General features: G+C 57.8%; 22 protein-coding genes. 8 read left to right on the top strand and 14 right to left on the bottom strand.

Annotation, left to right across the window (positions count from 1 at the left end; all coding sequences use genetic code 11):
* The first annotated feature begins 139 nt into the window (after nucleotides 1-139).
* From JL015_RS20395 to JL015_RS20385, 3 genes are all read left to right on the top strand, one after another.
* Nucleotides 140-1,033 (top strand): response regulator, encoded by an 894-nt coding sequence (locus JL015_RS20395; protein WP_201001249.1) that lies wholly within the window; start codon nucleotides 140-142, stop codon nucleotides 1,031-1,033.
* A 217-nt stretch (nucleotides 1,034-1,250) separates the two neighbouring features.
* Nucleotides 1,251-6,476, top strand: coding sequence for a deaminase domain-containing protein (locus JL015_RS20390; protein WP_201019720.1), 5,226 nt, complete (start codon nucleotides 1,251-1,253; stop codon nucleotides 6,474-6,476).
* 160 nt (nucleotides 6,477-6,636) lie between these two features.
* Nucleotides 6,637-7,539 (top strand): peptidoglycan DD-metalloendopeptidase family protein, encoded by a 903-nt coding sequence (locus JL015_RS20385; RefSeq protein ID WP_201019719.1) that lies wholly within the window; start codon nucleotides 6,637-6,639, stop codon nucleotides 7,537-7,539.
* A gap of 49 nt (nucleotides 7,540-7,588) precedes the next feature.
* Here JL015_RS20385 and JL015_RS20380 read toward each other — a convergent pair whose 3' ends face one another.
* The 5 genes from JL015_RS20380 to JL015_RS20360 form a co-directional block, all read right to left on the bottom strand.
* Nucleotides 7,589-8,929, bottom strand: coding sequence for a hemolysin family protein (locus JL015_RS20380; protein ID WP_201001244.1), 1,341 nt, complete (start codon nucleotides 8,927-8,929; stop codon nucleotides 7,589-7,591).
* Between the two features lie 99 nt (nucleotides 8,930-9,028).
* The gene (gene phoR / locus JL015_RS20375) at nucleotides 9,029-10,363 is read right to left on the bottom strand and encodes a phosphate regulon sensor histidine kinase PhoR (protein ID WP_201001243.1); all 1,335 of its coding nucleotides are present in this window, start codon (nucleotides 10,361-10,363) and stop codon (nucleotides 9,029-9,031) included.
* Nucleotides 10,364-10,414: 51 nt separating this feature from the next.
* Nucleotides 10,415-11,104, bottom strand: a complete 690-nt coding sequence (gene phoB, locus JL015_RS20370) for a phosphate regulon transcriptional regulator PhoB (RefSeq protein ID WP_025262540.1) — start codon at nucleotides 11,102-11,104, stop codon at nucleotides 10,415-10,417.
* A gap of 100 nt (nucleotides 11,105-11,204) precedes the next feature.
* Nucleotides 11,205-12,095, bottom strand: coding sequence for a 4-hydroxybenzoate octaprenyltransferase (ubiA, locus tag JL015_RS20365; RefSeq protein WP_201019718.1), 891 nt, complete (start codon nucleotides 12,093-12,095; stop codon nucleotides 11,205-11,207).
* Nucleotides 12,095-12,655: a chorismate--pyruvate lyase family protein gene (locus JL015_RS20360; RefSeq protein ID WP_201019717.1), complete on the bottom strand. Its 561-nt coding sequence runs from the start codon at nucleotides 12,653-12,655 to the stop codon at nucleotides 12,095-12,097. Before JL015_RS20360 ends, ubiA begins: the two co-directional genes overlap by 1 nt.
* A 213-nt stretch (nucleotides 12,656-12,868) precedes the next feature.
* On the opposite strand from JL015_RS20360, the gene JL015_RS20355 reads away from it, so the two are divergent.
* The 5 genes from JL015_RS20355 to JL015_RS20335 all read left to right on the top strand — a co-directional run bounded on the left by JL015_RS20355 (nucleotide 12,869) and on the right by JL015_RS20335 (nucleotide 16,070).
* Entirely contained in the window at nucleotides 12,869-13,036 is a 168-nt protein-coding gene (locus JL015_RS20355) for a rubredoxin (RefSeq protein ID WP_198727897.1), read from the top strand.
* Between the two features lie 152 nt (nucleotides 13,037-13,188).
* The gene (locus JL015_RS20350) at nucleotides 13,189-14,337 is read left to right on the top strand and encodes an NAD(P)/FAD-dependent oxidoreductase (RefSeq protein WP_201019716.1); all 1,149 of its coding nucleotides are present in this window, start codon (nucleotides 13,189-13,191) and stop codon (nucleotides 14,335-14,337) included.
* Between the two features lie 190 nt (nucleotides 14,338-14,527).
* Entirely contained in the window at nucleotides 14,528-14,803 is a 276-nt protein-coding gene (locus JL015_RS20345; RefSeq protein ID WP_025262535.1) for an HU family DNA-binding protein, read from the top strand.
* Nucleotides 14,804-15,080: 277 nt separating this feature from the next.
* Complete coding sequence (locus JL015_RS20340) at nucleotides 15,081-15,524, top strand: hypothetical protein (RefSeq protein ID WP_201019715.1); 444 nt, start codon at nucleotides 15,081-15,083, stop codon at nucleotides 15,522-15,524.
* Nucleotides 15,525-15,692: 168 nt separating this feature from the next.
* Nucleotides 15,693-16,070: an SCP2 sterol-binding domain-containing protein gene (locus JL015_RS20335; RefSeq protein WP_201019714.1), complete on the top strand. Its 378-nt coding sequence runs from the start codon at nucleotides 15,693-15,695 to the stop codon at nucleotides 16,068-16,070.
* Nucleotide 16,071: 1 nt separating this feature from the next.
* Here the strand turns inward: JL015_RS20335 and JL015_RS20330 are convergent, their stop codons facing one another.
* The 9 genes from JL015_RS20330 to JL015_RS20290 all read right to left on the bottom strand — a co-directional run bounded on the left by JL015_RS20330 (nucleotide 16,072) and on the right by JL015_RS20290 (nucleotide 24,469).
* On the bottom strand, nucleotides 16,072-18,033 hold the full coding sequence (locus tag JL015_RS20330; RefSeq protein ID WP_201019713.1) for a DUF7844 domain-containing protein: 1,962 nt from the start codon (nucleotides 18,031-18,033) through the stop codon (nucleotides 16,072-16,074).
* The gene (locus JL015_RS20325; RefSeq protein WP_025262532.1) at nucleotides 18,030-18,350 is read right to left on the bottom strand and encodes a DUF2388 domain-containing protein; all 321 of its coding nucleotides are present in this window, start codon (nucleotides 18,348-18,350) and stop codon (nucleotides 18,030-18,032) included. The genes JL015_RS20330 and JL015_RS20325 overlap by 4 nt, the downstream gene beginning before the upstream one ends.
* Nucleotides 18,351-18,386: 36 nt before the next feature.
* Nucleotides 18,387-18,692, bottom strand: a complete 306-nt coding sequence (locus JL015_RS20320) for a DUF2388 domain-containing protein (protein ID WP_201001229.1) — start codon at nucleotides 18,690-18,692, stop codon at nucleotides 18,387-18,389.
* A 75-nt stretch (nucleotides 18,693-18,767) separates the two neighbouring features.
* The gene (locus JL015_RS20315; RefSeq protein ID WP_201019712.1) at nucleotides 18,768-19,085 is read right to left on the bottom strand and encodes a DUF2388 domain-containing protein; all 318 of its coding nucleotides are present in this window, start codon (nucleotides 19,083-19,085) and stop codon (nucleotides 18,768-18,770) included.
* Nucleotides 19,086-19,351: 266 nt separating this feature from the next.
* Complete coding sequence (locus JL015_RS20310) at nucleotides 19,352-19,567, bottom strand: DUF1127 domain-containing protein (protein WP_122315090.1); 216 nt, start codon at nucleotides 19,565-19,567, stop codon at nucleotides 19,352-19,354.
* A 320-nt stretch (nucleotides 19,568-19,887) separates the two neighbouring features.
* A complete protein-coding gene (locus tag JL015_RS20305; RefSeq protein WP_201019772.1) occupies nucleotides 19,888-21,381 on the bottom strand; it encodes an acetyl-CoA hydrolase/transferase family protein in 1,494 nt (497 codons plus the stop codon).
* Nucleotides 21,382-21,562: 181 nt separating this feature from the next.
* Nucleotides 21,563-23,017 carry an NAD(P)(+) transhydrogenase (Re/Si-specific) subunit beta gene (locus tag JL015_RS20300; protein WP_201019711.1) on the bottom strand — a complete coding sequence of 485 codons (1,455 nt, stop codon included), beginning with the start codon at nucleotides 23,015-23,017 and terminating at the stop codon, nucleotides 21,563-21,565.
* Nucleotides 23,017-23,337 carry an NAD(P) transhydrogenase subunit alpha gene (locus tag JL015_RS20295; protein WP_122315087.1) on the bottom strand — a complete coding sequence of 107 codons (321 nt, stop codon included), beginning with the start codon at nucleotides 23,335-23,337 and terminating at the stop codon, nucleotides 23,017-23,019. The genes JL015_RS20300 and JL015_RS20295 overlap by 1 nt, the downstream gene beginning before the upstream one ends.
* A gap of 10 nt (nucleotides 23,338-23,347) precedes the next feature.
* Nucleotides 23,348-24,469 carry a Re/Si-specific NAD(P)(+) transhydrogenase subunit alpha gene (locus JL015_RS20290; protein ID WP_201019710.1) on the bottom strand — a complete coding sequence of 374 codons (1,122 nt, stop codon included), beginning with the start codon at nucleotides 24,467-24,469 and terminating at the stop codon, nucleotides 23,348-23,350.
* Nucleotides 24,470-24,745 lie beyond the last annotated feature (276 nt).

Here is a 24,745-nt window from a genome sequence, read left to right as displayed (position 1 = left end):
CGCCCGCGTATCTGAAATGCTGGCGCAGTCTCATTCAATATGGCAGTTGGCTACCAGTCAACGCTATGCTTGCCGAAACAAAGGGCGTGTTGGCACACCGCAATTCACCTTCAAGGTGAACACGCCCGCAGGAGCGTAGATGAGTAAAGTCAGTGTATTAGTGGTGGATGACGCGACTTTCATCCGCGACTTGGTAAAAAAAGGGCTGCGCAATTATTTCCCCGGTATTCATACCGAGGACGCGGTCAACGGGCGTAAGGCCCAGGCATTGCTGGTTCGTGAGACCTTCGATCTGATTCTCTGCGACTGGGAAATGCCGGAAATGTCGGGCCTGGAGCTGTTGGCCTGGTGCCGCGAGCAAGACAGTTACCTCAAGACCGTTCCATTCATCATGGTGACCAGCCGTGGTGACAAGGAAAACGTTGTCCAGGCCATTCAGGCTGGCGTAACCGATTTCGTCGGCAAGCCGTTCACCAACGAGCAGTTGCTGACCAAGGTCAAGAAAGCCCTGGCCAAGGTGGGCAAGCTTGATCAGGTGATGTCCGGTGCTCCGGCGCGCATGAACTCGCCTCTCAATGACTCCTTGAGCGCATTGACCGGCGGCAAGGCCGAAGTGGTCCGCGGTGGAGCGCCTGCCCAGGCATCGGCCGGTATCGCCAAGGCTCCGCCCGTAGCTGCCAAGGCCGCCGAGCCGGCAGGACGTGGGCAAGGCCAGTTGCGCCTGCCAAACGGTAATCAGCCATGCGTCATCAAGACCCTGAGCCTGAAGGAAGCCCTGTTGCTGATTCGTCGCACCGACGCACTGCCGCAGATTCTCGACAGCGCCGTTCTGGACCTTGAACAGGGCGAGAGCAATGAAGTGGCGCGTTTGAACGGCTACCTGCATGCCGTTGTGGCCTTCGAGCAGAAACCTGACAGCGAATGGCTGCAAGTGACCTTCCGCTTCGTGGACCAGGATGCACAGAAGCTCGACTATCTGTCGCGCCTGATCGCCCGCGGCACAGCCCAGAAGCACTTCGTTCCAGGTGCCTGATTGCTGACCCTTCGCGAATGAATTCGCTCCTGCGGTAGGAGCGGATTTATCCGCGAGACGGTCTTCCAGACCCCCATATCTATAATCTCCCGCGAATGAACTCCCCTCTGTTTCAGACTTTTCCTGCGCAATAAATACGAGCTTTCCGGTTCCGGAGGCTGGTTGTTGCCTATTCAGTTTGTCTCGCCGCATGACATATGCATACGAGACTACCCAAATGACGCTTACCGCAATTCAACCGCTGAATATTCAAACCATCAGCTCCTGCCGATTGTTCTTCAATATCCATCAAGCCCTGGGCGTCGATCCTGCCGAACACTATATGGTCGATGCCGAGGCCTTGCCCGATGAGCATTTTCGGGTTGCCAGGCTCGTCCTTCAGCACTTGCTTGGCGGGGATACGAGCTTCTCGAATAGCAGCCCTGCGCACCCGAAGTCGCCGCAGGGGCAGAAGCTGTTTCTGGTCTACCAAAGCGAAAAAGCCTGGAAGCTGTACGCCGATGCAATGGAGACGCCTCTGTCTGAGGTAACGCCCTGGCAGGTGCATCAGTTTTTTGCACGAATTGCCTGGCTCGATGAGTCCACGGTCACTACCGACACGGCCAGGGCGCAGCTAGAGGATTACTTGTATGGACTTCGCTCTTACAAGAGCGCGGATGTTGTACTTAGCCTCAAGGACTATCCCGAACTGGGCAGGTTATTAACATCCGTGCCAGAAGACCTGCGTCTGTGGATGGTGCAGTTCAAGCGTGGGGCTCGCTTGATGTCTGTCGGGGAGTGGATAGCGCGCAGTTCCGGGCGCTCACTTTATAACGGCATCTCTGCATCAAGAGGCGAGAAGGCCCGGCGCGCGTTGAGTGTGTGTTGTGACGTCATCGCGGCACTGATCCCGCCTGGCGAATACCGCGACAGAGCTTTATGGGCTGCGCTTGAAGAGAAGCTGGCAACGATCGAAGTATGGTGGCTGCTTGAGTTCTATCTGAAAGCGGGTTCGCAGATTGCTTCGCCGTGTGAAGGTTTGCAGCTCGACTTCCTGACGCCTACACCCTCCGCCAGCCGTGCCGAGTTTTATCGCAAGGTGGTGGCTTATGCCGCTAACCCCGATGACGAAGCCTGGTTGTCCCTGGCCATCGCCAATGCGAAGGGGGCGCCCGGCATGCGTGCGCTCTCGCTGGGGACCGAGTTGCACTGCAAATATTCAGGCCTGGCGTTCGAGTCAGCCATCGCACTGGCCGCACTGCTGTTGCAGTCGCAGTTGCAATCGAGTCGTGTACTGGACGATTCACTGCCAACCTGCCGTGGACTGAATGAGCATGTCTCACCTCTGGACACCTGGAGCACAGTGCACAATGTCGACGATCTGTTTCAGCAACTGGGTATTGGCTTGTTGTGCAGGCTGGATGGCGATGCACGGGTCCTGCGCTGGAGGCCTTCGCAAACCTGGCATGCGCTGATCCAGACCGCCCGCTTCAAATCCATCTTTGCTCCGCTGCTCAACAGCATGCAGTGGTACGGAGCCCTGACACACGAACAGGCCTCGCCTCTGGTGACTCAGGCGCTGGCGGGCCGTGCCGTGGTCGATTACTTCCTTGGTGCAACCCGGACTTTTACCGAGCCACTGGCAAAGACACTTCGCGGTGCGTGGGTCTGTGAATACAGCCATGTGCAGCTTTGCGCAAAGGTCCGGGCCGATATCAAGGCGCGCCAGCCCGGCGTGTCACCCCCCGTCCTTGAGATGCTTTTTTACCTGCTGGTGCGCGAGGCGATGCCTGAGTTGTTGGTGGAAGGCGTCCCCGATCACCTTCAATACGGGCGATCTCTGCAAAGCGTGGCTTTGATCCATGGCGTTGCTCTGCTTGAAAGCATGCGGCCGGGCCATTCCCTTGCGCCCCAATATGATGCTCTGGTCGGGATCAGCGCAGAGCTGACCCAATCAAGCGATGCCAATGTCCATGCCCTGTGGGCAAGAACGCTGGCTATTCCGGCTCTGCGATATGCCATTGCCCATGGCGGTATTGAATGGTCGGGTGCTGACAATCTGGATCAGGCAAGCGCTGCGCAAATCAGCCAGGCCCTGAGCTACTTCAAGGCACAGCAGGAACTGCATGCCTCTGAGCTGAATGATTTGCTGAGCGCCAGGCCGCCGGATCGCAAGCGTCTTGCCGAGCAAATGCTGACCGAGGCAAATGTCGATCGCCGGATCTGGCCGCTCTCCATCAAGGTTCACGGCTGGCCAATCCTGCAGGAGCACGGTTTCACAATCGCGAATTCCTACTCTATCGATCGCTTGCTGGCTGCCGGGCGTCCGCAGGCTTCCGTGCTGGAGCTGGTGATGATGGGAGAGGCGTATATAAAGGGCAAACCGACGATTCCCGAGGCCTACGCCAGCGCGTTCGACTCATTCCAGCGAGAGCTGACCCGTGCTGAAGCCAGGGTCATGGCCCGGTTGCTGGCCGAGATGCAGGTTACAGATCGCACAGCACTGCTGAACTCGACCTGCGAAGTGAGCCGTGTGGCGTTTGGTGCAGAAGAGGGTGTTCACGGGCTTTTCGTTCGTTGCCAGCCGGGCGATCATCGAGCTGACTTCCACGATCATAAGGCCGAAGAGGTTTTCTATGAGTTGATCCCGGCTGGCGGTGTGATCCGTAAAGTCGCTCAGCGTTTCCAGTACAAGATCGAGCCTGACAGAGGCTTCAGCGGAAATATCGTAGAAACCGTCGAGAAGAGAGAGCGCAATGCCGCCAAGGCTGCCAAGGCGCTGGTCACGCCATTATTGCCCTTGGATGGCGATGCTTATCTGAAGGGGACTGCCTCACGTTCCTCGGCTGTTTACCATCATCCCCGTCAGGGAGTGCTGGTTCCTTGCGCTGAACTCATTCATCTGCCCGGAGGTAGTGAGCAGGCCAGGCTCGAAGCCTTTGTACTGGTTGCTGCGAGCCATTTGTTTACCCGTTTTCTGGAGGGAAGCAGGGTCGAACATGAACATGTTACCCAGTGGGAGCAACTGTGGGCCAAAGAGCGCGAATATGCCGACATCACGGCCCGTCTGCTCATTCCTTTCTATGGCTGTGCCACTGATCTGGCCCATGGTGAGCATTCTGCCGGTGTCATCGTCGGGTGTGTGATGGAGGTGGCTTTTGCACTGATTCCGGCCGGTCAATTCGCCGGCTCTACGGCCAGGATTGTCATGAAGGCCGGTGAGATGAGCGTTCTGTCAGTGTTCAAGCTGACCGGTAAAGCGGTGGCCCGTCTGGTCGCAGGGCTGGCAGAGCAAAGTGCATTGTTTGTCGTGCGCGATGTGGGCAAGTTCGCACTGAAGGTTGGCAGGCTTGGATGGTCGAGACTGCTGGAGCAAGTGCCTTCACTGAAAAAGGTCTTTGCTTCGCAAGCCTTTCTGGAAAGCGGAATCACCCTCGACAAGGGCATGTACCGAATCGCGGACAGCGCGGAGCACCCTTGGCGCCCCAAGGTTAAAGCACAGGATAAGCGGGCTGTTGTCGATGGCCGGTCCGACGTGGTCGTGCGTAATGTCGGGACCCTGCAGGAGCCGGATTTCAGGTTGCTCGATCCTGAGTCCGATGCAGTGTTCGGGAAAAGGCTGACATCTGTTTCAAAAAACCGTCCGCTGGAGTTTTCAATATCGTCCGCCGACGAGGGCATTGGCCCAGGCCACTATCCGGTCGTGTTGCCGGTGACGTCGCAGGTGGGTGGCTTTTCTGAACTGCGTATTGCCCCAAACTATGCTGTACAGGTCATCGAAAGAGAGGAGGGTGTGTTCGATATTCTGGTCGATGGCGAGGTTTATCATCTGAATGCTGGCGCTACGGATGCTGCGATGCGCAAGCTTGCGGCCAGTAAGCTCTCCTCCCATGCAGACTGGCTGAGTGAAATCGAAAACCTGTGCAGGCCTCGTCGCAACCTGGAGTCGGTGCCCTGCGCGACAGGTGTAAAGCTGGTAACACCGACGCCAGAGCCCTTGAGGCCGGGGTCAACCTCTCCCAAGCGAACCGGCAAATACCCGAGCCATGCCATGGATGCCCGTGAGTTCACTCTGGCCACACTGACCACAGGCGCTGGAGAAACCTCGCAAAGCCTCGATGTCTTTGTCTATGAAGGGAAGTTTTGCAAATGGGCCGAGTCGTCTGAAGCAGGGCCATCGACTTCGGCGCAGGCACCGGCACCGGCAGGCAAAGTGGTCGTGCCTCTTTCCGAGGAGGAGCGGGAGCTTTTCTCATTACCTGAAGCACCGGTATACCTGCCGGAGCTGGATGGGATCTTGTCGGCTGAGGGTAAATTGGGTGTACCTCCAAATTACGCCCCCGAAGATACTGCCTTCGTTTATGAGTTTGCCCCGGTTATTGAATTCGGGGCCATAGCCCAAGGGGTCAGCGATACTCGGGCCTTGCGCGGTATGCGCCTCAACCTTGCTGATAAAGAGTGGATTTTCGTCGAGCCTGACACGGGTGCGTTCTATAAGACCCGAGCCCCCACCAGTAATCGCATTGAGTTGAAGTTCGCTCGCGTTACTGATGTCGACGAGATCAATGAGTTCATCCGGGTATCGGAGAAATACCGATTGGTGCGGGAGCGTCCGAATATAGAGACGGATCGGGAAAATATCGCACGTCTGCTCTTTGATCTGCTCGATGAGTCTGAACGGGATGCGTGGAAAGTTTCCTGGACCCCGCAGATCGCTTCTTATGATGACTATGCGCGGTGGTGTATTGCCAATGGGCAGGAAAATGCACTTCTGGGGTTTGCCAGTGAGATTCTTGCAGGCGAAGAAATCCAGAAGAAATTCGTGGAACTTGCCAAACAGTGCATTCCCGACTTCATGAAGATTGCCCAGAGAAGCGTGCCTGAAAAGCAGCATATCCTGGAAGTTCTCAACAGGCTTTTGCCGGTAGCGGGCTCGAAAGGCAAATGGGTAGAGCTGAATATGCAGAGCATCATTACCCCCAAGGCTACCAAAGCGATTCTGAGCCAGATCAAGGGTGCCAATCTTTCCTTTGCCCAGGTTTATACCGAGTCCGGGGAGCGGGTCGTGTATTACGCGCTTTCTGGTGGAGAGAAAGCCAGAGGCCTTAAATTACGGATCGATTCTGCTGAAACGACCGAGCAGATCTTTGACGGGGTCATATTCCGCGATGCCCGTGCCCGAATGGCAAGCCGCCAGCCTGACCCTCGGTTTACCAGCCTGCCGGTGGTCAGGGATGCCGCTCGCACTGTGATTCGGGATTTCAGCCGTGACCTTGATGCGGAGCGATTGATCGCAACCGTGCTGAAAGAGGATATGGCGACGACGCGCCTGACTCATATCAGGTTCTTTACCGTGCTCGATACCTGCCGATCCTGTGGTGGATTCGTACTGCCTCGCTTGAAGCTGGATTTTCCTGACGCCCTGTTTTCCGTGACCTACCTGAAAAATTACACCTTTTCGTAACGGCTTCTGACCTGTGCGGTGTGCCTGGCACACCGCACAGCAGCACCATGGCGTGTGTTTCTTGACGCTTGAGCCATGCCCGATTGATACGCCAGTGTCCTTTTCTGTTCTTAACGCTGCTAGGCTTGGACCCTGTTTCCCATGACCCAGAACACTTCTGATGCTTGAACGCCTGCTGATCCTGATCGCTCTGACGCTGGCTAGCCAAACGGCCGGTGCGGTCACGATCTATAAAACCGTCGATGCCGATGGCGTCGTTTCGTTTTCCGACCGTCCTGCCGCCGGGGCTTCTGTGGTGGTGTTTCGGGACCGTATGGTCGAACACTTCGAGAAACAGGTGCATTTGAGCGTCAAGAAGGAAAGCGGCATTCACAGCCTCTATGTGCGCAACGATCTGTATGCGCCGGTCGAGGTCGAACTCAAGCTCTCTGGCCTGAGTAACGTGCTCGGGATCAACGGGTCGTCATCAACCATTCGCCGCACGGTGCCTGCACGCAGCAACGAGCGCATGATCGTGCTGAGCCCACGGCAAGTGGGCAAGGCCATGAACTACGCCTCGATACTGACGTCCACTCTGGGTGATCCGAAGCGGGCTACGCAGGCCTACAAGTACCCTTTGCCGTGGGTGGGTGGGCCGTTTCGCCTGACGCAGGGGCCTGGCGGCAAATATAGCCATTACGGCGCCAAAGGCCGTTACGCGATGGATATCGCCATGCCCGAAGGCACGCCTATCATTGCGGCGCGCTCGGGCACGGTGGTCAAGGTCGAGAACAATCAGACCGGCAGAGGCTCGAACCCGTCAGGCAATTTCGTGCGGATCCTGCACGACGACGGCACCATGGGCGTCTATCTGCACCTGATGCGCGGTTCGGTGAGTGTCAGGGAAGGTCAGCAAGTACACGTTGGCAGCCCGCTGGCGCGGTCTGGCAATACCGGCAACAGCACCGGCCCGCACCTGCATTTCGTTATTCAGCGCAATACCGGACAGGCGCTGGAATCCATTCCCTATGAATTCGCCACGCCGATCCAGAGCCTGCCCAATTTCGCCGTGGGCGGGAATTAGGGCTTCGCGAATAAATTCGCTCCCACGGTAGGAGCGAACGAATGATCAATCAATCGATCTTCAGCACCTTGGCCAATACGATCTTCGGACCTTTCATCTTCTTGATGATGATGCGCAGGCCTTCGACTTCCATCTGCTCTTCTTCTTCCGGCACCCGTTTCAGGGTTTCGTAGATCAGGCCAGCCAGTGTTTCGGCTTCGATGTGGTCCAGATCGATACCCAGCAGGCGTTCGACCTTGAAGAGTGGCGTGTCGCCACGCACCAGCAGTTTGCCCGGCTGATACGCCAGGATGCCGCGTTCGACCTTGCGGTGTTCATCCTGAATATCGCCGACCAGCACTTCCAGTACGTCTTCCATGGTCAGGTAGCCGATGACTTTGCCGTCGGCCTCTTCGACCAGCGCGAAGTGCGCGCCACCCTTGCGGAACTGCTCCAGCAGTTGCGACAGCGGCATATGCCGTGAAACGCGCTCCAGCGGGCGAATCAGTTCTGCGAGGTTGAAGGATTCCGGAATATGGTCCAGCGCCGCCAGTTCCAGCAGCAGGTCCTTGATGTGCAGCAGGCCGACGAACTCGGAACGCTCTGCATCGTAGACGGGATAACGGCTGAACTTGTGGCGGCGGAACAGAGCCAGGATTTCCTTGAGCGGTGCATTGCAGTCCAGGGAAACCAGGTCCTCACGGGAGTTGGCCCAGTCGACGACTTCCAGTTCGCCCATTTCCACCGCCGAAGCCAGCACGCGCATGCCTTGATCGCTCGGGTCCTGGCCTCGGCTGGAGTGCAGGATCAGTTTCAGTTCGTCGCGGCTGTAGCTGTGTTCATGATGCGGGCCGGGCTCGCCCTGACCGGCAATGCGCAGGATGGCGTTTGCGCTGGCGTTGAGCAGGTAGATTGCCGGGTACATCATCCAGTAGAACAGATACAGCGGCACGGCGGTCCACAGCGACAGCAGCTCCGGCTTGCGAATGGCCCAGGATTTGGGGGCCAGTTCGCCGATCACGATATGCAGGTAGGAAATGATGAAGAACGCCGTGAAGAACGACACGCCCTTGATCACCTCTGCGGACTCCACGCCCATGGCTCCTAGCAACGGCTCCAGCAAGTGGGCGAATGCAGGCTCGCCAACCCAGCCCAGGCCGAGGGAGGCGAGGGTAATACCCAGTTGGCAGGCGGACAGGTAAGCATCCAGTTGCCCGTGGACCGTGCGCAGGATGTGGCCGCTCCAGCCGTTTTTCTTGGCGATGGCCTCGACGCGGGTCGAGCGCAGTTTGACCATGGCGAACTCTGCTGCAACGAAGAAGCCGTTGAGCAGGACCAGGAACAAAGCAAAAAGAATCATGCCGAAATCGGCGAAGAGTGAAGCCGTGCTGATACTAGGGGAAGGGTCCATGGTGGGGTTTTGCGGAATCCGTTTTATTCAAAGTAGGGTGGTGCGGCACAGAAAATGGCGCCATGAACGAGGCAATGTAGCGGCTAGAAGCCAGCTTGCCTAGTAGTCTGGATCCCCATCTCCGGGTTTTGCCATCTGGATGGCTGCAAAATGACAGGTGAACACACTGCCCTTGCCCGGCACGCTGTTGATTTCAAGAGTGCCGCGATGGCGCAGCAGTACATGTTTCACGATAGCCAGTCCCAGGCCGGTGCCGCCTGTATTGGATGCACGGCTGGTGTCGACGCGGTAGAACCGCTCGGTCAGGCGCGGCAGATGCTTGGTTTCGATACCGATTCCCGAGTCCTGCACGCTCAGGTGAGCGCCGCGTTCATCGCTCCACCAGCGAATACGGATGTTGCCTTCTGCCGGTGTGTATTTCACAGCATTGAAAATCAGGTTGGAAAACGCACTGCGCAGCTCGGTTTCACTGCCTTTGAGCTGCATGTCGCTTTCGACATCAAGCGTGATCTGATGGTTCTTGCTGGCTGACAAGGCTTTGGCATCGGCCTTGATGGTCTTGAGCAGTGTCACAACCGCCACCGGATGGTTGTCCGAGGGGTAGTCGGTTGCTTCAAGTTTGGCCAGCAGCAGCAAGTCGTTGAGCAGCGTCTGCATGCGTCCGCCTTGCTGATGCATCTGCTGCAATGCCCGGACCCAGCGCGGATTCACCTCATCAACGTTGTCGAGCAGCGTTTCCAGATAGCCGAAGATGACCGTCAGTGGCGTGCGCAGCTCATGGGAAACGTTGGCGACGAAGTCTTTACGCATCTGTTCCAGTTGGTGGATGCGGGTCACATCGCGCACCAGCATCAGGTGCTCGTTGTTGCCATAACGGGTAATCAGCAGCTGGATGCGCAAGTGGTCCTTGGTCGGAGAGGGAATTTCCAGCGGTTCGCTGTAGTTGCCCAGCGCGAAGTATTCCTTGAAGCGCGGATGGCGGACGAGGTTGGTGACCGGTTGGCCGCTGTCCTGAGGCGTCTTGAGGCCCAGAAGCGTTTCGGCTGCGCGGTTCCACCATTCCAGGTTGCCCTCGCTGTCGAGCATGATCACCGCGTCCCGAAGCGCCGCAGTGGATTCCTGGACACGGTCGATGACCGCTTGCAGGCGACCACGCACACGTTGGTCCCGGCGCTGCAAGTGATAGATGCTGTCGAAGACTTCGCCCCACAGGCCATAGCCATCAGGTGGTGGCTCGTCAGTCGCATGATTGCTCAGCCATTCATGCAGGCGCAGCAATTGCTTGAGGGTCCAGGCCAGGTAAAGCCCCAGCCCGATAGCCAGGCTCCAGCCATGTTCGCCGCTTATCAGGCCGACCACCAGGCAGGCGGTAACCAGCAGCAACATATGGCGTATCAGCGTACCGTGCCAGTTACGATTCAATTGAAAGTACATCCTTGACGGGTACACATTGGCGGATGCCCTGTGTCTCTACGAAAACGGCTCTCAGCTTTTGGTGGAAAAGCGATAGCCGGTGCCGCGCACGGTTTGTACCAGATTCTCGTAAGCATCGCCCAAGGCTTTGCGCAGGCGTCGGATATGGACGTCCACGGTACGCTCTTCGACATAGACGTTGCCTCCCCAGACTTGATCCAGCAATTGGCCGCGGGTGTAGGCGCGTTCCTGGTGGGTCATGAAGAATTGCAGCAGACGGTATTCGGTAGGCCCCATTTCTGCCGGTTTGCCATCGATGGTTACACGGTGGCTGACCGGGTCTAGCAGCAGACCACCTACTTCTATCGGTGCTTCGCCGTCGCTCGGGCCTGCGCGGCGCAGTACAGCCTTCAGGCGCGCCACCAGCTCGCGGGGCGAGAAGGGTTTGGTGATGTAATCGTCGGCACCGACTTCAAGACCCTGGATCTTGTTGTCCTCTTCGCCCTTGGCCGTCAGCATGATGATCGGGATGTCGCCGGTCAGTTCGTCACGCTTGAGGCGACGTGCCAGCTCGATACCGGATGTGCCGGGCAGCATCCAGTCGAGCAGGATAAGGTCTGGTTTGCGGTCGACGATAATCGCATGGGCCTGTTGGGAGTTCTCGGCCTCCATACAGTCATAGCCGGCCATTTCCAATGCGACGGCGATCATTTCACGAATCGGGGCTTCGTCGTCAACGATCAGGATGCTCCTGCCAGCCATGCTTGAACCTCTTGTCATTTAACTGTCTTGGGGCGCATTAGATAACGGAATTATTGCAGTCGTGTGACATGTTGGAATGAGGCTAGCACGGGGCCGCAAATCAGCGCAGTGCGTAGTCCGCCACAATCCCCAGAAAGATCGCCAGCCCGACCCAGTGGTTATGCAGGAATGCCTTGAAACAGGCATCCCGGTCGCGCAGGCGAGTGCTCCAGTATTCCCGGACAAAGCATCCGGTCGCCACCAACAGGCCTATATAGAAACAAGCCCCCAGCTCGAAGCGTATGCCCGCCAGTACCAGGCAACCCAGCGCCAGCCCCTGAAGTGTCAGGATGATGATGCGGTCGGCATCCCCGAACAGCACGGCGGTGGATTTCACGCCGATCTTCAGGTCATCGTCGCGGTCCACCATGGCGTAGTAAGTGTCGTAGGCCACGGTCCACAGCAGGTTGGCGATGTAGAGCAACCACGCTGCGGCAGGCAATGTGCCGGTTTCTGCCGTGAATGCCATGGGCATTCCCCAGGAGAATGCGGCGCCCAATACCACTTGCGGGTAATAGGTATAACGCTTCATGAACGGATAGCAGGCTGCCAGCGCCAGACCGCCGAACGACAACCAGACAGTCGTCGAGTTGGTCAGCAGGACCAGCAGGAAACTCAGGGTCACCAGGATGGCGAACAAGGCCAGAGCTTCACGGGAACTGACCTTGCCGCTGACCAGCGGGCGTTGCTCGGTGCGTTTTACATGGCCGTCCACCTTGCGGTCGGCGAAGTCGTTGATGACGCAGCCAGCGGCACGCATCAGAAACACACCCGTCACGAAAATCAGCACATTGGCCAGTGAGGGCGAACCTTCCCCGGCAATCCACAAGGCCCAGAGTGTTGGCCAAAGCAGCAGGTAGACGCCGATGGGCCTGTCGATGCGGGTCAGTTGGATGAAGTCCCAGGCACGAGGGTTCAGGCGATTGAGGGATTTGAGCAGCGACAGGTACATCAGGAGTGTTCCTCGCTCTTGAGCGCGTTCCAGAGGTTGGGCAGGAAAATCTCGGCGACCAGCACGCTCAGCGGGCCACGGCTGAAGCGCGAACGACGCGCCCACAAGTCGCTGGCGACATCCGCCTCGGGCAGCCAGGCTTCGGGGTAGCGACAGACTTGCAGCGGGCCGCGCTCGAAGGCTTTATCGCTGAACAGCAATTCGCCTAACGAACGTGTTCCCAGTTCATCCATATTCAGGCCGCCTTCAAGCAAGGCACTGCGGGCGGCGACACTGCGGGCGAATACCCACTTCTCGCCGCGACCACGCAAATACACTTCACGCACCCAGCCCAGGCTGGCTTCGGGTAGCTCAAGAGCGGCGCATTCGTCTGGGCGCAGCGGCTGCCAGCCTTCAAACAGGAGCGTGACGCTGAAACCGTCTGCGGACAGGCGGTTCAGGCGGCGTGTCAGAGAGTCCTGATTGAACAGCCAGTCGAGAACCTGCGGCCCGGGCACCTCGGTCAGTTGCTCGCGTTTCAGCCAGAGGGTGGTAGGTAATGCTGGGTTTTGCTGGGTCACGGTAAGCCATTATTGGCAGTCATCGAGGAAGGCGAGCTTAGCATGATTGCCGGGCCTGACCGACGACCGGCCGAGCACCTGGCACCACAAACAGGCTTGCATATGCGTGCTATGGCCAGTACAAACCTCGCGAGGATCTGACTCCTGACACCTGGACCGGTGGCAATCGACCGCTGCGCCAGTATTTAGCCTGATAATCGAGGGACCCGAACCATGAAAAAGTGGCAATGCATTGTCTGTGGCCTTATCTACAACGAAGCCGATGGCTGGCCTGATGACGGTATTGCGCCCGGCACTCGCTGGGAAGATGTGCCCGAAGACTGGCTTTGCCCGGATTGCGGTGTCGGCAAGATCGACTTTGAAATGATTGAAATCGCCTGATCCTGCAGAATAATGCCGACCAGTTAAGGTCCTAAATCACTTTGTGGGAGGCAGCTTGCTGGCGACTTCAGCGTGCAGACGCAGAATATCTGCCGGTTTTCAGGCCTTTTCGCCAGCAAGCTGCCTCCCACAATTTTTTGATGAGAGAAGTAATGAGCGCACCTGTCGTTATCATCGGTACCGGCCTTGCTGGCTACAACCTCGCCCGTGAGTTTCGCAAACTGGACGGCGAAACCCCGCTGTTGCTCATTACGGCCGATGATGGCCGCTCCTATTCAAAACCCATGCTGTCCACCGGCTTTGGCAAGAGCAAGGAAGCCGACGAACTGAGCATGGCGCAACCGGGTGCCATGGCGGATCAGCTCAAGGCAGAGGTACGCACCCACACCCGCATCAGCGGCATCGATCCAGGCCATAAGCGGCTATGGATCGGCGAGGAGGCGGTGTATTACCGCGATCTGGTGCTGGCCTGGGGCGCAGAAACCATTCGGGTTCCTGTCGAGGGCGATGCTCAGGACGCCATTTTTCCTATCAACGATCTTGAGGATTACGCCCGTTTCCGCGCAGCGGCAGCAGGCAGGAAGCGGGTCTTGATCCTTGGTGCTGGCCTGATCGGCTGTGAGTTTGCCAACGACCTGATCCTGGGTGGCTATGAGGTCGATCTGGTTGCGCCCTGCGAGCAGGTCATGCCAACCCTGTTGCATCCCGCTGCTGCGGCTGCCGTGCAGGCGGGGCTTGAAGGCATCGGCGCCCGTTTCCATCTGGGGCCGATCCTTACCCGCCTTCAGCGCAATGAGCAGGGGCTTGAGGCGCATTTGTCCGACGGGCAGGTGATCGCCTGCGATCTGGTCGTCTCGGCCATCGGCCTGCGTCCACGAGTCGATCTGGCCGCTGCTGCGGGTTTGCAGACAGGGCGCGGTGTCGTGGTTGACCGCCACCTGCAAACCTCCCACGCCAATATCCATGCGTTGGGCGATTGCGCTGAAGTCGATGGCTTGAACCTGCTTTACGTCATGCCGCTGATGAGCTGCGCCCGTGCCTTGGCGCAAACCCTGGCGGGTACGCCGACCAGCGTCAAATATGGCCCGATGCCCATTACCGTTAAAACCCCGGTTTGTCCTCTGGTGGTTTCTCCTCCACCTCGCGGTACGGAGGGCATCTGGAGTGTCGAAGGGCAAGGCGCCGACATAAAAGCCTTGTGTCATGACGCAGAAGGGCAACTGCTGGGCTATGCGCTGACCGGGGCGGCAGTGATGGAAAAACTGGCTCTGAACAAGACGTTACCCGCGTTATTGGCCTGAATATGGGTCGTTTTGTCGGATAGGTCGCTTTTTTCGTCCTATAAACGTTGCGCATGTACTGGCGCGTGCTTCATCGGCATGCCATTCTCGTTCACGTCTGCCGCTACGTAGAGCCGTCGCGGCACCTTGTCGCTGCTTTGCATAAGCAGTACGGGACATAAAAACAAAAAACCGTAAAGAGGCTTCATACATGCGTAAACCAGATATCGCAGCTGCTATTGCTGAAAAAGCGGACCTCACCAAAGAGCAATCCAACCGCGTCCTCAACGCCATCCTTGAAGAAATCACCGGCGCACTGCACCGCAAGGACAGCGTGACTCTGGTTGGCTTCGGTACATTCCTGCAACGCCATCGCGGTGCCCGCACCGGCAAGAACCCGCAAACGGGAGAACCGGTGAAAATCAAAGCAAGCAATACCGTTGCCTTCAAGCCTGGCAAGGCTCTCAAAGACAGCGTCAATCCATAACACTCACTGCGCGCCTTGGCGGGAGGCGAGCAGTCACCGAAACGGGCACACCCATTGGATGGGGTGCCCGTTTTTTTACGCCTGGACCAACAAGATATGGCCGTACGAGTGGGCTTTTGATTGCGCTCACTGCTTTTGATTGATTGTTAGAAATTTCCTACCGCAAGGTGTTATTTGTCTTTGTTTGCGTAGGAATCTCCTGACTTTTTCCAATGGCTCATTTCCTTAAAGTGCCGCCCCTGCTGCACCTCATTAAAAATGACCCTTGGAATCAAGAATGAAAAAATTATGGATGACTGCTGCCGTTGCAACCCTGATCGCCACAACCAGTGGCTGCGTGAGTTACAACGTGAGCCAGCCGACTGCACCGCTTGAAGGTGTGGTCAAAACGGAACTCAAGGCTGACGTCAAAGTGGGCGACACTATCAGTGGCGAGTCGTCGACCAACATTCTGTTCAACTTCCTGAGCTTTGGTGGCGATAATCGCTACGCGGATGGCGTTGTTTATGGTGGCGCAAGTGGTGGTAGCAGTCTGAGCTTGCCTCTGCCTGACCCGGTTTCGGCAACCAAGGCTGCGGCTGCCTACAAGGCGGTCAAATCGTCCGGTGCCGATCTGATCGTAGCGCCACGCTATGAAGTCAATGTTCAGGACTACTTCATCTTCAAGAAGGTGAATGTGAAGGTCACGGGCAACAAAGGCAGCATCAACAGCATCCGCTGATCTGATTCTGTACGGTAACGCTGCTCTCCATGCGGGGCAGCGTTTCTGGCTTAATGATTCGATCTTCGCCGAAAAAACACGATTGTCCTACAGGATTGCTCTCTATAACCCGTTACACTGCCTCACCACTCGCTCTGACCGGGCTGACTTTTTGCTGAGGCAATGTGTATGAAGTTTCGTTTCCTGCTCTGGATGCTGGGCCTTCTGATGGCTCGGGCCAGCCGTACCAATCCTGCGTTTCAGCAGCAGCTTGCCGACAAGGAGCTGACCTTCCAGTTACAGACCGCCGATGGCAAGGTTGCTCGCCATTTCATCGTCAGTGGTCAGCGTATTCGCAGTGCTGGTGGCGTGGTTGCCGAACCTGCATTCGCCATTTCCTTTCGAGACGCCGCCTTCGGGTTTGCCACGATGCAGGCCAGTAACAAGCAACTGGCGTTCATGAAAGGGATTCAGGACAAAGATATCCAGATCAAGGGCAACGCGGCTCTGGTGATGTGGTTTCAGGGCCTGACCAAGTACCTGAAACCGAAAAAGAAGCCCCGCTGATTCAAGGCAACTGCAATCCGCCCGCCGCTTTATGTAGCTGGCGCAAATGCTCGCCCATCTGTTTGAGGTTGGCTTCGTTGGCCGCGATCTCGCTGGCGCGTTCGGGCTCAAGCAGGGCGCGTACTTCCTTGTCGAGATCACCGGTCAGGCGCTTCAGTTGTTTCTGGCGCTGACTGCTCTCCGCTTCAAGCCGCTGCCACTCGCCAGTCTGCGGCAAGCCGTAGCCGCTGCTGCCCAGCAATTCGGCAGGACGGCTGAGGAAACCGCTACTGGCGAGAATTTCCTGTAGCGTCTTTGAGGCCTGGGAGACGCTGCCGTCTTTCTGTTCGCGTGCGCCGAGGTAGCGTTGTTTCACTTCGTCCTGGGCCAGCAGCAGTTGTCGACGCAAGCTTGCCTGCTCCAGCAGGAGAATGGCGGCGCTGGTGCGCAGGTCTGCTTTATCGAACCACTGGCTGCGCTCCTTGGCCGACAGTGTCAGCCAGTCTTCGACAGTGGCTTGCTTGATGGGCAGGTGTTTCTTCAATACCTCGAACATCGCCTGATAGCGGTCGCGATAGGAGTCGAAGCGATAACCCAGGCGCAGTGCTTCCTTTGGGTCGTCCAGCACGCTGGTATCGGCCAGCCCCCGGCCTTTGAGTACTTCCAGCAAGCCGTTGGGCAGGATGCTGTCCAGGCCGACGAGCTTGGGATTGTGGGTACCGCTGCGCAGCAGTTTGAGGTTTTCCACTGCGCAGTTGTTGGACAGGAAGTAATAGTTGCCGTCGTAGCTCCAGTGCATCTCGGCGGCATGCTGCACCAGCCCTTCGATTTCGGGGCGAGTCAGCTTGATCGGCACGGAAGCGAGGCTGCGCAGTTCGGTCTTGGTGTATTCGTCGATGACCTGGGCCAGCGGCAGCACGAAAAGCCGTGATGGATAGGCTCCCATCAGGCCGTCCCAGCTGGAAAGCTGAACATCGCCCACGAATGCCCGGTAAGACAGGACCAGATGCTGATCCAGATCCAGCCGGCAATCCGGGCCTCGCGGACGGCCTGGTTTGCAGATCACCAGACGCAGCATGCTGTGGCCCCAGCGGCTTACCCAGTTCTGATTGGCTTCGGCCAGCAGGTAATCGACTTCATAGACCCGTTCCGGATCGAGCTTGCCCAAAGGCTCGCGTCCGAAATCGCTGCCGGCATTCAGGTACGGGAAAAAGGCCGGGCATTCGTCTTTCTGCGGCGGAGCCCAGCCGAAGTGTTCCTTGTAGTAGTTATATAGCGCTGGGCGGCGACAGGCATAGGCCGGGTCGAGCAGGAAGTACTCCATGTTCACGGCCACGAATTCCAGCGGGCTTGTGGTTTCGTAGATGTCCGGGCTGCGTACGACCTGCCCGTTGTGTTCCTCGCGCTCGCCGCGTCGGCCGACATATTGCTGCCAGCCTGCCAGGTCCAGCAGGCGCGGGTCATCGCTCAGGGTAAAGCGTCGCTCGGTTTCGCCACGGCAGCTGTCGGGCAGGCCAATGTTGCCTGCTGAACTGTTCTGGCGTGAGCAGCGGAATATCAGGGCGCGTTGTGTCGAGGACCATAGACGGGCGCGGTCGTAGACGTGGGTCAGTTCGTGCAGGACCGTGGCGAGCATTTCGCGCCGGACTGTGCCGTGGGGGCGTCCTGTCTGAGTGGTGGCTGCCGAACCGTCAGTCAACGGCTCCAGCAGTTTTGTATTGAGATAAAGCCTGTAGGGTCCGGCAGCCTGGCCGTAGGCGTTTTCAGGCATATCGCCGGACCAGCGCACTTCAACGCGCCGGTCCAGGTCCTTGATGAAGCTTGGCGGCAAGGCACGCATGGCTTCATCGAGCAGTGTCTGACTCGCACGCTGTTGTGCAGGGTTCAGGCCGTCGGTCTGCAGCTCAAGCGTCAGGCTGGCAAGAGCATGCGGGGCGACCAGCGACAATGCGCCGGCAAGCAGCCAGGCGCCAAGACGTCTCACAGAGCAAGAATGGCTTCGGCCAGTGTCCGGTCACTGGCATCACGCGCTTCAGGCACGCGGGTGCGCAGGGTATCGAAAGCGGCATCGAGTTGAGCGCCGTGAATATCGCCGTCGCTGGCTACGTAGCTGGCGGCATCGTCTTTGGCCTGGATCACGACCTTGGAGTCGCGGATCGAAGTGGTGGTATCCGAGGTAAAGTCGATGGAACGACCGAAAGCGCGAACGATGATATTGCTCGTGGCCACGACAGTCTGGGCCTGGGCAATGTCTGCCATGACTAGCAGGCCAAGGGTGGCGGCAATCAGCGGGGTACGCATGTAACGTCTCCAGTTACGCAAAGAGGTCAAAAGTGACTATTGGACGAGGATTGTTTCTGCCAGTTCAAGGTCGCTGGCATGAAGTTTTGACTGGGTATTTCGCAGGGTACGCAACGCCGACTCCAGCCGCGCACCGCGAATCTGGCCGTCAGTGGCCACAAACGCCGCCGCATCATCCTGAGCGGCCATTATCAGTTTTCTGTCAAAGGGAGCAGTGGTGACCTGGCTGGTGACGTATCCGGTAATGACCAGGCTCTGTGTCGTCGTATCGAAGGCCTGAGCCTGGGAGACCCAGATCAGGCTGGCGATTGGAGCAGCAAACAGAAGAGGTAGTAAACGCATAACTTTCAATGACTGGCAAAACGAGGCCCAAGGCTAGCGCAATGCCCTGCTTAGAGCTACCCCTGAGGCCTCGGTTCAGATGGCCAGAATGGCTTGGGCCAGTTGTGTATCTGTCGCACCCAGGTTCGGGTATTGCTGACGGATGTGCTGGAACGCGCCTTCAAGTTGAGCACCTCGGATGTCGCCTTCGCTGGCCACGAAGCTGGCGGCTTCGTCACGGGCTGCTCGCACGATCTTGTCGTCTCTCAAAGAGGAAGAAGCATCGGAGGTTGCCTCGCTGGATGCAGCGACTGCGCCGACGACTGCATCAGTCGTGACGATGAAGCTGGTGGCGTTTGCACTGGCAGCCGCTGTCAGCAGTGCGGCAGCGGCAATGATACGGAGCAGAGTCATGGTGGAGTTCCAGAGTGTGACGGAGTGGGCATTAGCCTATCCCAGCGGTAATGAGCTTGTCATTGTGCTGTACGGGCCGTTGGGCGAATCGCGATCTGCGTGGGAACTGTACAGGTATTTGTTTTGATTTTTAAAACTGTACCTGTTCAGGATATTTCAGCCCGTAAACGACAAGGCCCGTCTCAGTTGCCTGAGACGGGCCTTGTGTTAAGCAATTCGGGGTGCTGGTGAGAGACCGGTGAGGTCTGGACCAGCGGGCGCTTGAGTTAGCGCCAGAACGGCTTGCTCAGCTCTTCGTAACGCTGTGCTTCGCTGATACCTGCGTCGGCCAGCAAACGTGCGTCCAGACGAGCCAGTTGGTGGCGGCTGGAGAGGCGACGCTGCCAGAGCATCAGGTTGGCGAATACGCGCAGAGGCCATGCAGCTTGTGCAGTGTTTACGGTGCTTTCGTTGAACAGGTCGGAACTGACTGTACGTTCCATGGTGTGACTTCCTTCCGCTTGTGGCGGGTTTAGAGAATGACTTGACTGGTGCCTATCTTCCTCTCAGTCGGCCAGTATCTACAGACACAGTTCATTTGTATTGTGATGGTTCAGTTAACTGTTTATAGGCACTGTTTTGTTCGTAAATGGGGCAACTGTACCGGTTGGCACTTATTTGGTGCGTTTTGTGTTCCGTCTTGGTGATATTGGGTGTTTTGAGCCGGTTTTTGACCGGTACAGAAGTACAGTTTCTTTCAGGCTTGTCGAATGACGCCGGAAAGTGAGCAAAGAAATCTCTTGCTCACTTCCAACTGTGTTCCTCAGGCCGGCAGCATGCGGCCGGTTTCTTCAAGGTTGATGTGCCAACTCAGTGCTTCGCGCAGGATATGAGGGGTATGTCCTCCGACGGCGCAGGCTGCTGCAAAGTATTCATTCAGAGCCTCGCGATAGTCTGGATGCACACAGTTGTCGATGATGACCCGTGCGCGCTCGCGAGGTGCCAGGCCGCGCAGATCGGCCAGGCCTTGCTCGGTGACGAGGATGTCCACGTCATGCTCGGTATGGTCGACATGGCTCACCATGGGCACCACGCTGGAAATCGAACCGCCCTTGGCGATGGATTTGGTGACGAAGATGGCCAGGTGGGCATTGCGCGAGAAGTCGCCGGAGCCGCCGATGCCGTTCATCATTCGGGTGCCGCACACGTGGGTCGAATTCACGTTGCCGTACAGGTCGAATTCCAGTGCGGTGTTGATGCCAATGATGCCCAGGCGGCGGATGACTTCAGGGTGGTTGGAAATCTCTTGCGGACGTAGCACCAGCCGTGACTTGTAGCGGTTGAAGTCCGAGAACACCTGTTCGTGCTTGGCGGCCGACAGGGTCATGGAGCTGCCTGATGCGAAGCTAAGTTTGCCTGCATCGAACAAGTCGAAAGTCGAGTCCTGCAGCACTTCGGAATACATGGTCATGTCATGGAACGGCGAGTCCAGCAGGCCATGCATCACGGCATTGGCGATGGTGCCGATCCCGGCCTGCAAGGGCATTAGCTGGTTGGTCAGCCGTTCTTCGCGTACTTCTTTCTTGAAGAATTCCACCAGATGGTTGGCGATGGCCTGGGTTTCGGTATCCGGTGGCAGGACTGTAGAAGGCGAGTCGGCCTGATCGCTGATGACAATGCCGACGATCTTCGCCGGGTCGATCTTGACGGCGCCGCTGCCGATGCGCGAATCGGCCTCCAGAACGGGGATGGGCAGGCGGGTCGGCCGGTAGCTGGGAATATAGATATCGTGCAGGCCCTCCAGCTCCAGCGGCTGGGACAGGTTGATCTCCACGATGACCTGTTTGGCAAGGATTGCGAAGCTGGCCGAGTTGCCGACGGAGGTGCTGAGCACCAGGTGGCCTTCTTCGGTGATTGCCACGCATTCGATGACCGCCAGATCGACCGCCTTGATCTGGCGGTTGCGCAACTGTTCAACTGTATCGGACAAATGCTGGTCGATGAACATGACCGTGCCGTCGTTGATTGCCTTGCGTAGCGTATTGTCGACCTGGAAAGGCATGCGACGCGACAGCACGCCGGCTTCGGTCAGTTGCTTGTCCAGGTCGTTGCCCAGGCTGGCGCCGGTCATGAGGCTGATCTTCAGGGGCGACACTCTGGCGCGCTCGGCCAAGGCATGGGGAACGGCCTTGGCTTCACCGGCGCGGGTAAAGCCGCTCATGCCGACGGTCATGCCATCTTCAATCAAGGCAGCGGCATCTGCTGCACTCATTACCTTGCTCATCAAAGAAGGCAAGCGGATACGGTCGCGGTACATGGATTCTGTCTCGAAGGTGGAAGCGAGGGTCAAGTCTAGAGATTCAGGTTTTTTTCGTCCCGCGACCAAGGTCGCATTGGAGGGCTCTAATCAGGGCCTTTCAAGGCAAAACACTGTTACGCGGAATGTAAAAAAGCCCCAGGCGCAGAACGCACTGGGGCTTTTCTGAAGCGAATTGAGGCTAAGCGTTTTCCACAGCCTTAACCATGTCCTCGATCACCTTTTTGGCATCTCCGAACACCATCATGGTTTTATCCATATAGAAGAGTTCGTTGTCCAGACCGGCATAGCCGCTGGCCATTGAGCGCTTGTTGACGATGATCGTCTTGGCCTTGAAGGCTTCGAGAATCGGCATCCCGGCAATCGGCGATTTGGGGTCGTTGCGGGCTGCCGGGTTGACCACGTCGTTGGCGCCCAGTACCAGCACCACATCGGCCTGCCCGAACTCGGAGTTGATGTCTTCCATCTCGAACACTTGGTCATAAGGCACTTCTGCCTCGGCCAGCAGCACGTTCATGTGTCCCGGCATCCGTCCGGCAACCGGGTGGATGGCGTACTTCACGGTGACGCCGTGATGGATCAGCTTTTCAGTCAGCTCCTTCAGCGCATGCTGTGCCCGTGCTACCGCCAGGCCATAGCCTGGAACAATGATCACGGTGTCGGCGTTGGTCAGCAGGAAGGTGGCATCGTCTGCCGAGCCGGATTTGACCGGGCGTGCTTCCTTGGCACCTGTCGGGCCGCCTGCTTCTGTTGCGCCGCCGAAACCGCCGCCGATCACGTTGAAGAACGAGCGGTTCATGGCCTTGCACATGATGTAGGACAGAATCGCGCCCGAAGAACCCACCAGCGAGCCGGCAATGATCAGCATCGAGTTGTTCAGCGAGAAGCCGATACCTGCTGCCGCCCAGCCCGAATAACTGTTGAGCATCGATACGACCACCGGCATGTCTGCGCCGCCAATCGGGATGATCAACAGCACGCCGATCACGAAGGCCAGGGCCAGCATGATTGCGAAGGCTGTCAGGTTGCCGGTGAACATGAACGTCAGGCCAAAGAACAGCGTGGCCAGCCCGAGAATCAGGTTCAGCTTGTGCTGTCCGGCAAACTGTACGGGTGCGCCCTGGAACAGACGGAATTTGTACTTGCCTGACAGCTTGCCGAAGGCGATCACCGAGCCGGAGAAAGTGACTGCACCAATGGCTGCGCCCAGGAACAGTTCCAGACGGTTGCCTGCCGGTATCGCGTCGCCCAGATTGCGTACGATGCCCAGAGACTGTGGCTCCACAACGGCGGCAATCGCAATGAACACCGCTGCAAGACCGATCATGCTATGCATGAAGGCGACCAGCTCCGGCATTTTGGTCATCTCGACACGCTTGGCCATGATCGACCCCGCCGTGCCACCGACCAGCAGGCCGACAACGATATAGCCAATCCCCGCGCTGGTGCCTTCGACGGTCGAAAGCGCAGCCAGCTTGAAGACCAGGCCCACGGTGGTAATCACCGCCAGGCCCATGCCCAGCATGCCGAACAGGTTGCCGCGACGGGAAGTGGTGGGGTGTGACAGCCCTTTAAGGGCCTGGATGAAGCAGATCGAAGCGATCAGATAAAGCAGGGTGACCAGATTCATGCTCATTACTTCTGCACCTCATCTTTTGCCTTGGGTGCTTTCTTCTTGAACATTTCCAGCATGCGCCGGGTGACGAGAAAACCACCGAACACATTCACGGCAGCCAGAGCCACGGCAAGCGTGCCCATGATCTTGCCCAGAGGCGTGACCGTCAGGGCTGCGGCGAGCATGGCGCCGACGATCACAATGGCGGAGATGGCGTTGGTCACGGCCATCAGCGGCGTATGCAGGGCAGGTGTCACGTTCCAGACCACGTGGTAACCGACATAGATCGCCAGTACAAAAATGATCAGGTTATAGATACCAGGGGAGATCAACTCTTCCATTGTCTTGTCCTCAGCCGTTCTTGCGAATGACTTGGCCGTCGCGGCACATCAGGCACGCGGCGACGATGTCGTCTTCGAGATTGATCTGCAACTGGCCGTCCTTGTCGAACAGCAGCTTCATGAAGTCCAGCAGGTTACGGGCGTAAAGCGCCGAAGCGTCCGCTGCGACCAGCGCGGGCAGGTTGGTGTGCCCGACGATGGTCACGCCATGCTCGACCACCACTTGATCGGCCACTGTCAGTGGGCAGTTGCCGCCTTGTGCCGCTGCCAGATCGATGACCACCGAGCCGGGTTTCATCTGCGCCACGGTTTCGGCGCTGAGCAGTACCGGTGCCTTGCGGCCGGGAATCAATGCGGTCGTGATCACAATGTCCGACAGCTTGGCGCGCTCATGAACGGCGACAGCCTGACGCTGCATCCAGCTCGCAGGCATTGGCCGTGCGTAACCGCCAACCCCTTCGGCGCACTCGCGCTCTTCATCGGTTTCGTACGGGACATCGATGAACTTGGCGCCCAGAGACTCGATCTGCTCTTTGACGGCAGGTCGCACGTCAGAGGCTTCTACTACCGCGCCCAGTCGCTTGGCTGTAGCAATGGCCTGCAGCCCTGCAACGCCTGCTCCTAGCACCAGAACCCGAGCCGCTTTTACTGTGCCGGCAGCGGTCATCAGCATTGGCATGAAGCGAGGGTAGTGATGAGCTGCCAGCAGTACGGACTTGTAACCTGCAATGTTGGCTTGAGAAGACAGCACGTCGAGGCTTTGGGCGCGGGAGGTGCGCGGTGCCGCTTCGAGGGCGAAAGCGGTGATGCCGCGTTCGGCCAGTCTGGCGATGGTCTCGTTGTTGAACGGGTTAAGCATCCCGATGACTATCGTGCCGCTCTTTATCAGAGCCAGCTCGCTATCGTTGGGGGCTGTGACTTTGAGGATCAGCTCACCTGCGAAGGCTTCGCCTGCTCCACCAATGGTGGCGCCTGCGGCTTCATAGGCACTGTCCGGCACGCTGGCATGAATGCCTGCTCCGCTTTGCACAGTGATTCTATGGCCTTGGCTGATCAGCTTTTTGATGGTTTCCGGGGTGGCAGCAACCCGTGTTTCACCCGTTTGGGTTTCAAGAGGAACACCAATGTGCACGTCAAATCTCCTGCGTGATCTCTTTATCTTCATAAATAGGCCAGCGCACTACGGCTGGTGCGTCTGGGGTGGCCGATCAGCATGTCCCCGGGCCTTGAAAGCCAGGGGGCGGAGCATTCTGCAATTGAAGTCTGGACGCTTCAACACATTCTGTAACGAGACTATAAATTAACTACAAGTCATCCTGTGACCTATTGTCGCAATTAATGGCTGAAAGCCTTTATCTATAAGGCTTTTATGAGATTCCATCTGAAAAATGTGGAAAAGAGGATTTTT

Origin of the sequence: Pseudomonas cichorii, from assembly GCF_015471405.1 — a bacterium.
Lineage (GTDB): Bacteria > Pseudomonadota > Gammaproteobacteria > Pseudomonadales > Pseudomonadaceae > Aquipseudomonas > Aquipseudomonas serbiensis.
Note: the sequence above shows the minus strand (reverse complement) of the source record. Positions and strands in the feature narration are given on the sequence as shown.

Bases quoted from the DNA above. Each gene is read 5' to 3' on its own strand.
- JL015_RS20395 (WP_201001249.1), top strand. From the start codon at position 140: ATGAGTAAAGTCAGTGTATTAGTGGTGGATGACGCGACTTTCATCCGC.
- JL015_RS20390 (WP_201019720.1), top strand. From the start codon at position 1,251: ATGACGCTTACCGCAATTCAACCGCTGAATATTCAAACCATCAGCTCC.
- JL015_RS20385 (WP_201019719.1), top strand. From the start codon at position 6,637: ATGCTTGAACGCCTGCTGATCCTGATCGCTCTGACGCTGGCTAGCCAA.
- JL015_RS20380 (WP_201001244.1), bottom strand. From the start codon at position 8,929: ATGGACCCTTCCCCTAGTATCAGCACGGCTTCACTCTTCGCCGATTTC.
- phoR (WP_201001243.1), bottom strand. From the start codon at position 10,363: ATGTACTTTCAATTGAATCGTAACTGGCACGGTACGCTGATACGCCAT.
- phoB (WP_025262540.1), bottom strand. From the start codon at position 11,104: ATGGCTGGCAGGAGCATCCTGATCGTTGACGACGAAGCCCCGATTCGT.
- ubiA (WP_201019718.1), bottom strand. From the start codon at position 12,095: ATGTACCTGTCGCTGCTCAAATCCCTCAATCGCCTGAACCCTCGTGCC.
- JL015_RS20355 (WP_198727897.1), top strand. From the start codon at position 12,869: ATGAAAAAGTGGCAATGCATTGTCTGTGGCCTTATCTACAACGAAGCC.
- JL015_RS20350 (WP_201019716.1), top strand. From the start codon at position 13,189: ATGAGCGCACCTGTCGTTATCATCGGTACCGGCCTTGCTGGCTACAAC.
- JL015_RS20345 (WP_025262535.1), top strand. From the start codon at position 14,528: ATGCGTAAACCAGATATCGCAGCTGCTATTGCTGAAAAAGCGGACCTC.
- JL015_RS20340 (WP_201019715.1), top strand. From the start codon at position 15,081: ATGAAAAAATTATGGATGACTGCTGCCGTTGCAACCCTGATCGCCACA.
- JL015_RS20335 (WP_201019714.1), top strand. From the start codon at position 15,693: ATGAAGTTTCGTTTCCTGCTCTGGATGCTGGGCCTTCTGATGGCTCGG.
- JL015_RS20325 (WP_025262532.1), bottom strand. From the start codon at position 18,350: ATGCGTACCCCGCTGATTGCCGCCACCCTTGGCCTGCTAGTCATGGCA.
- JL015_RS20320 (WP_201001229.1), bottom strand. From the start codon at position 18,692: ATGCGTTTACTACCTCTTCTGTTTGCTGCTCCAATCGCCAGCCTGATC.
- JL015_RS20315 (WP_201019712.1), bottom strand. From the start codon at position 19,085: ATGACTCTGCTCCGTATCATTGCCGCTGCCGCACTGCTGACAGCGGCT.
- JL015_RS20310 (WP_122315090.1), bottom strand. From the start codon at position 19,567: ATGGAACGTACAGTCAGTTCCGACCTGTTCAACGAAAGCACCGTAAAC.
- JL015_RS20305 (WP_201019772.1), bottom strand. From the start codon at position 21,381: ATGTACCGCGACCGTATCCGCTTGCCTTCTTTGATGAGCAAGGTAATG.
- JL015_RS20300 (WP_201019711.1), bottom strand. From the start codon at position 23,017: ATGAGCATGAATCTGGTCACCCTGCTTTATCTGATCGCTTCGATCTGC.
- JL015_RS20295 (WP_122315087.1), bottom strand. From the start codon at position 23,337: ATGGAAGAGTTGATCTCCCCTGGTATCTATAACCTGATCATTTTTGTA.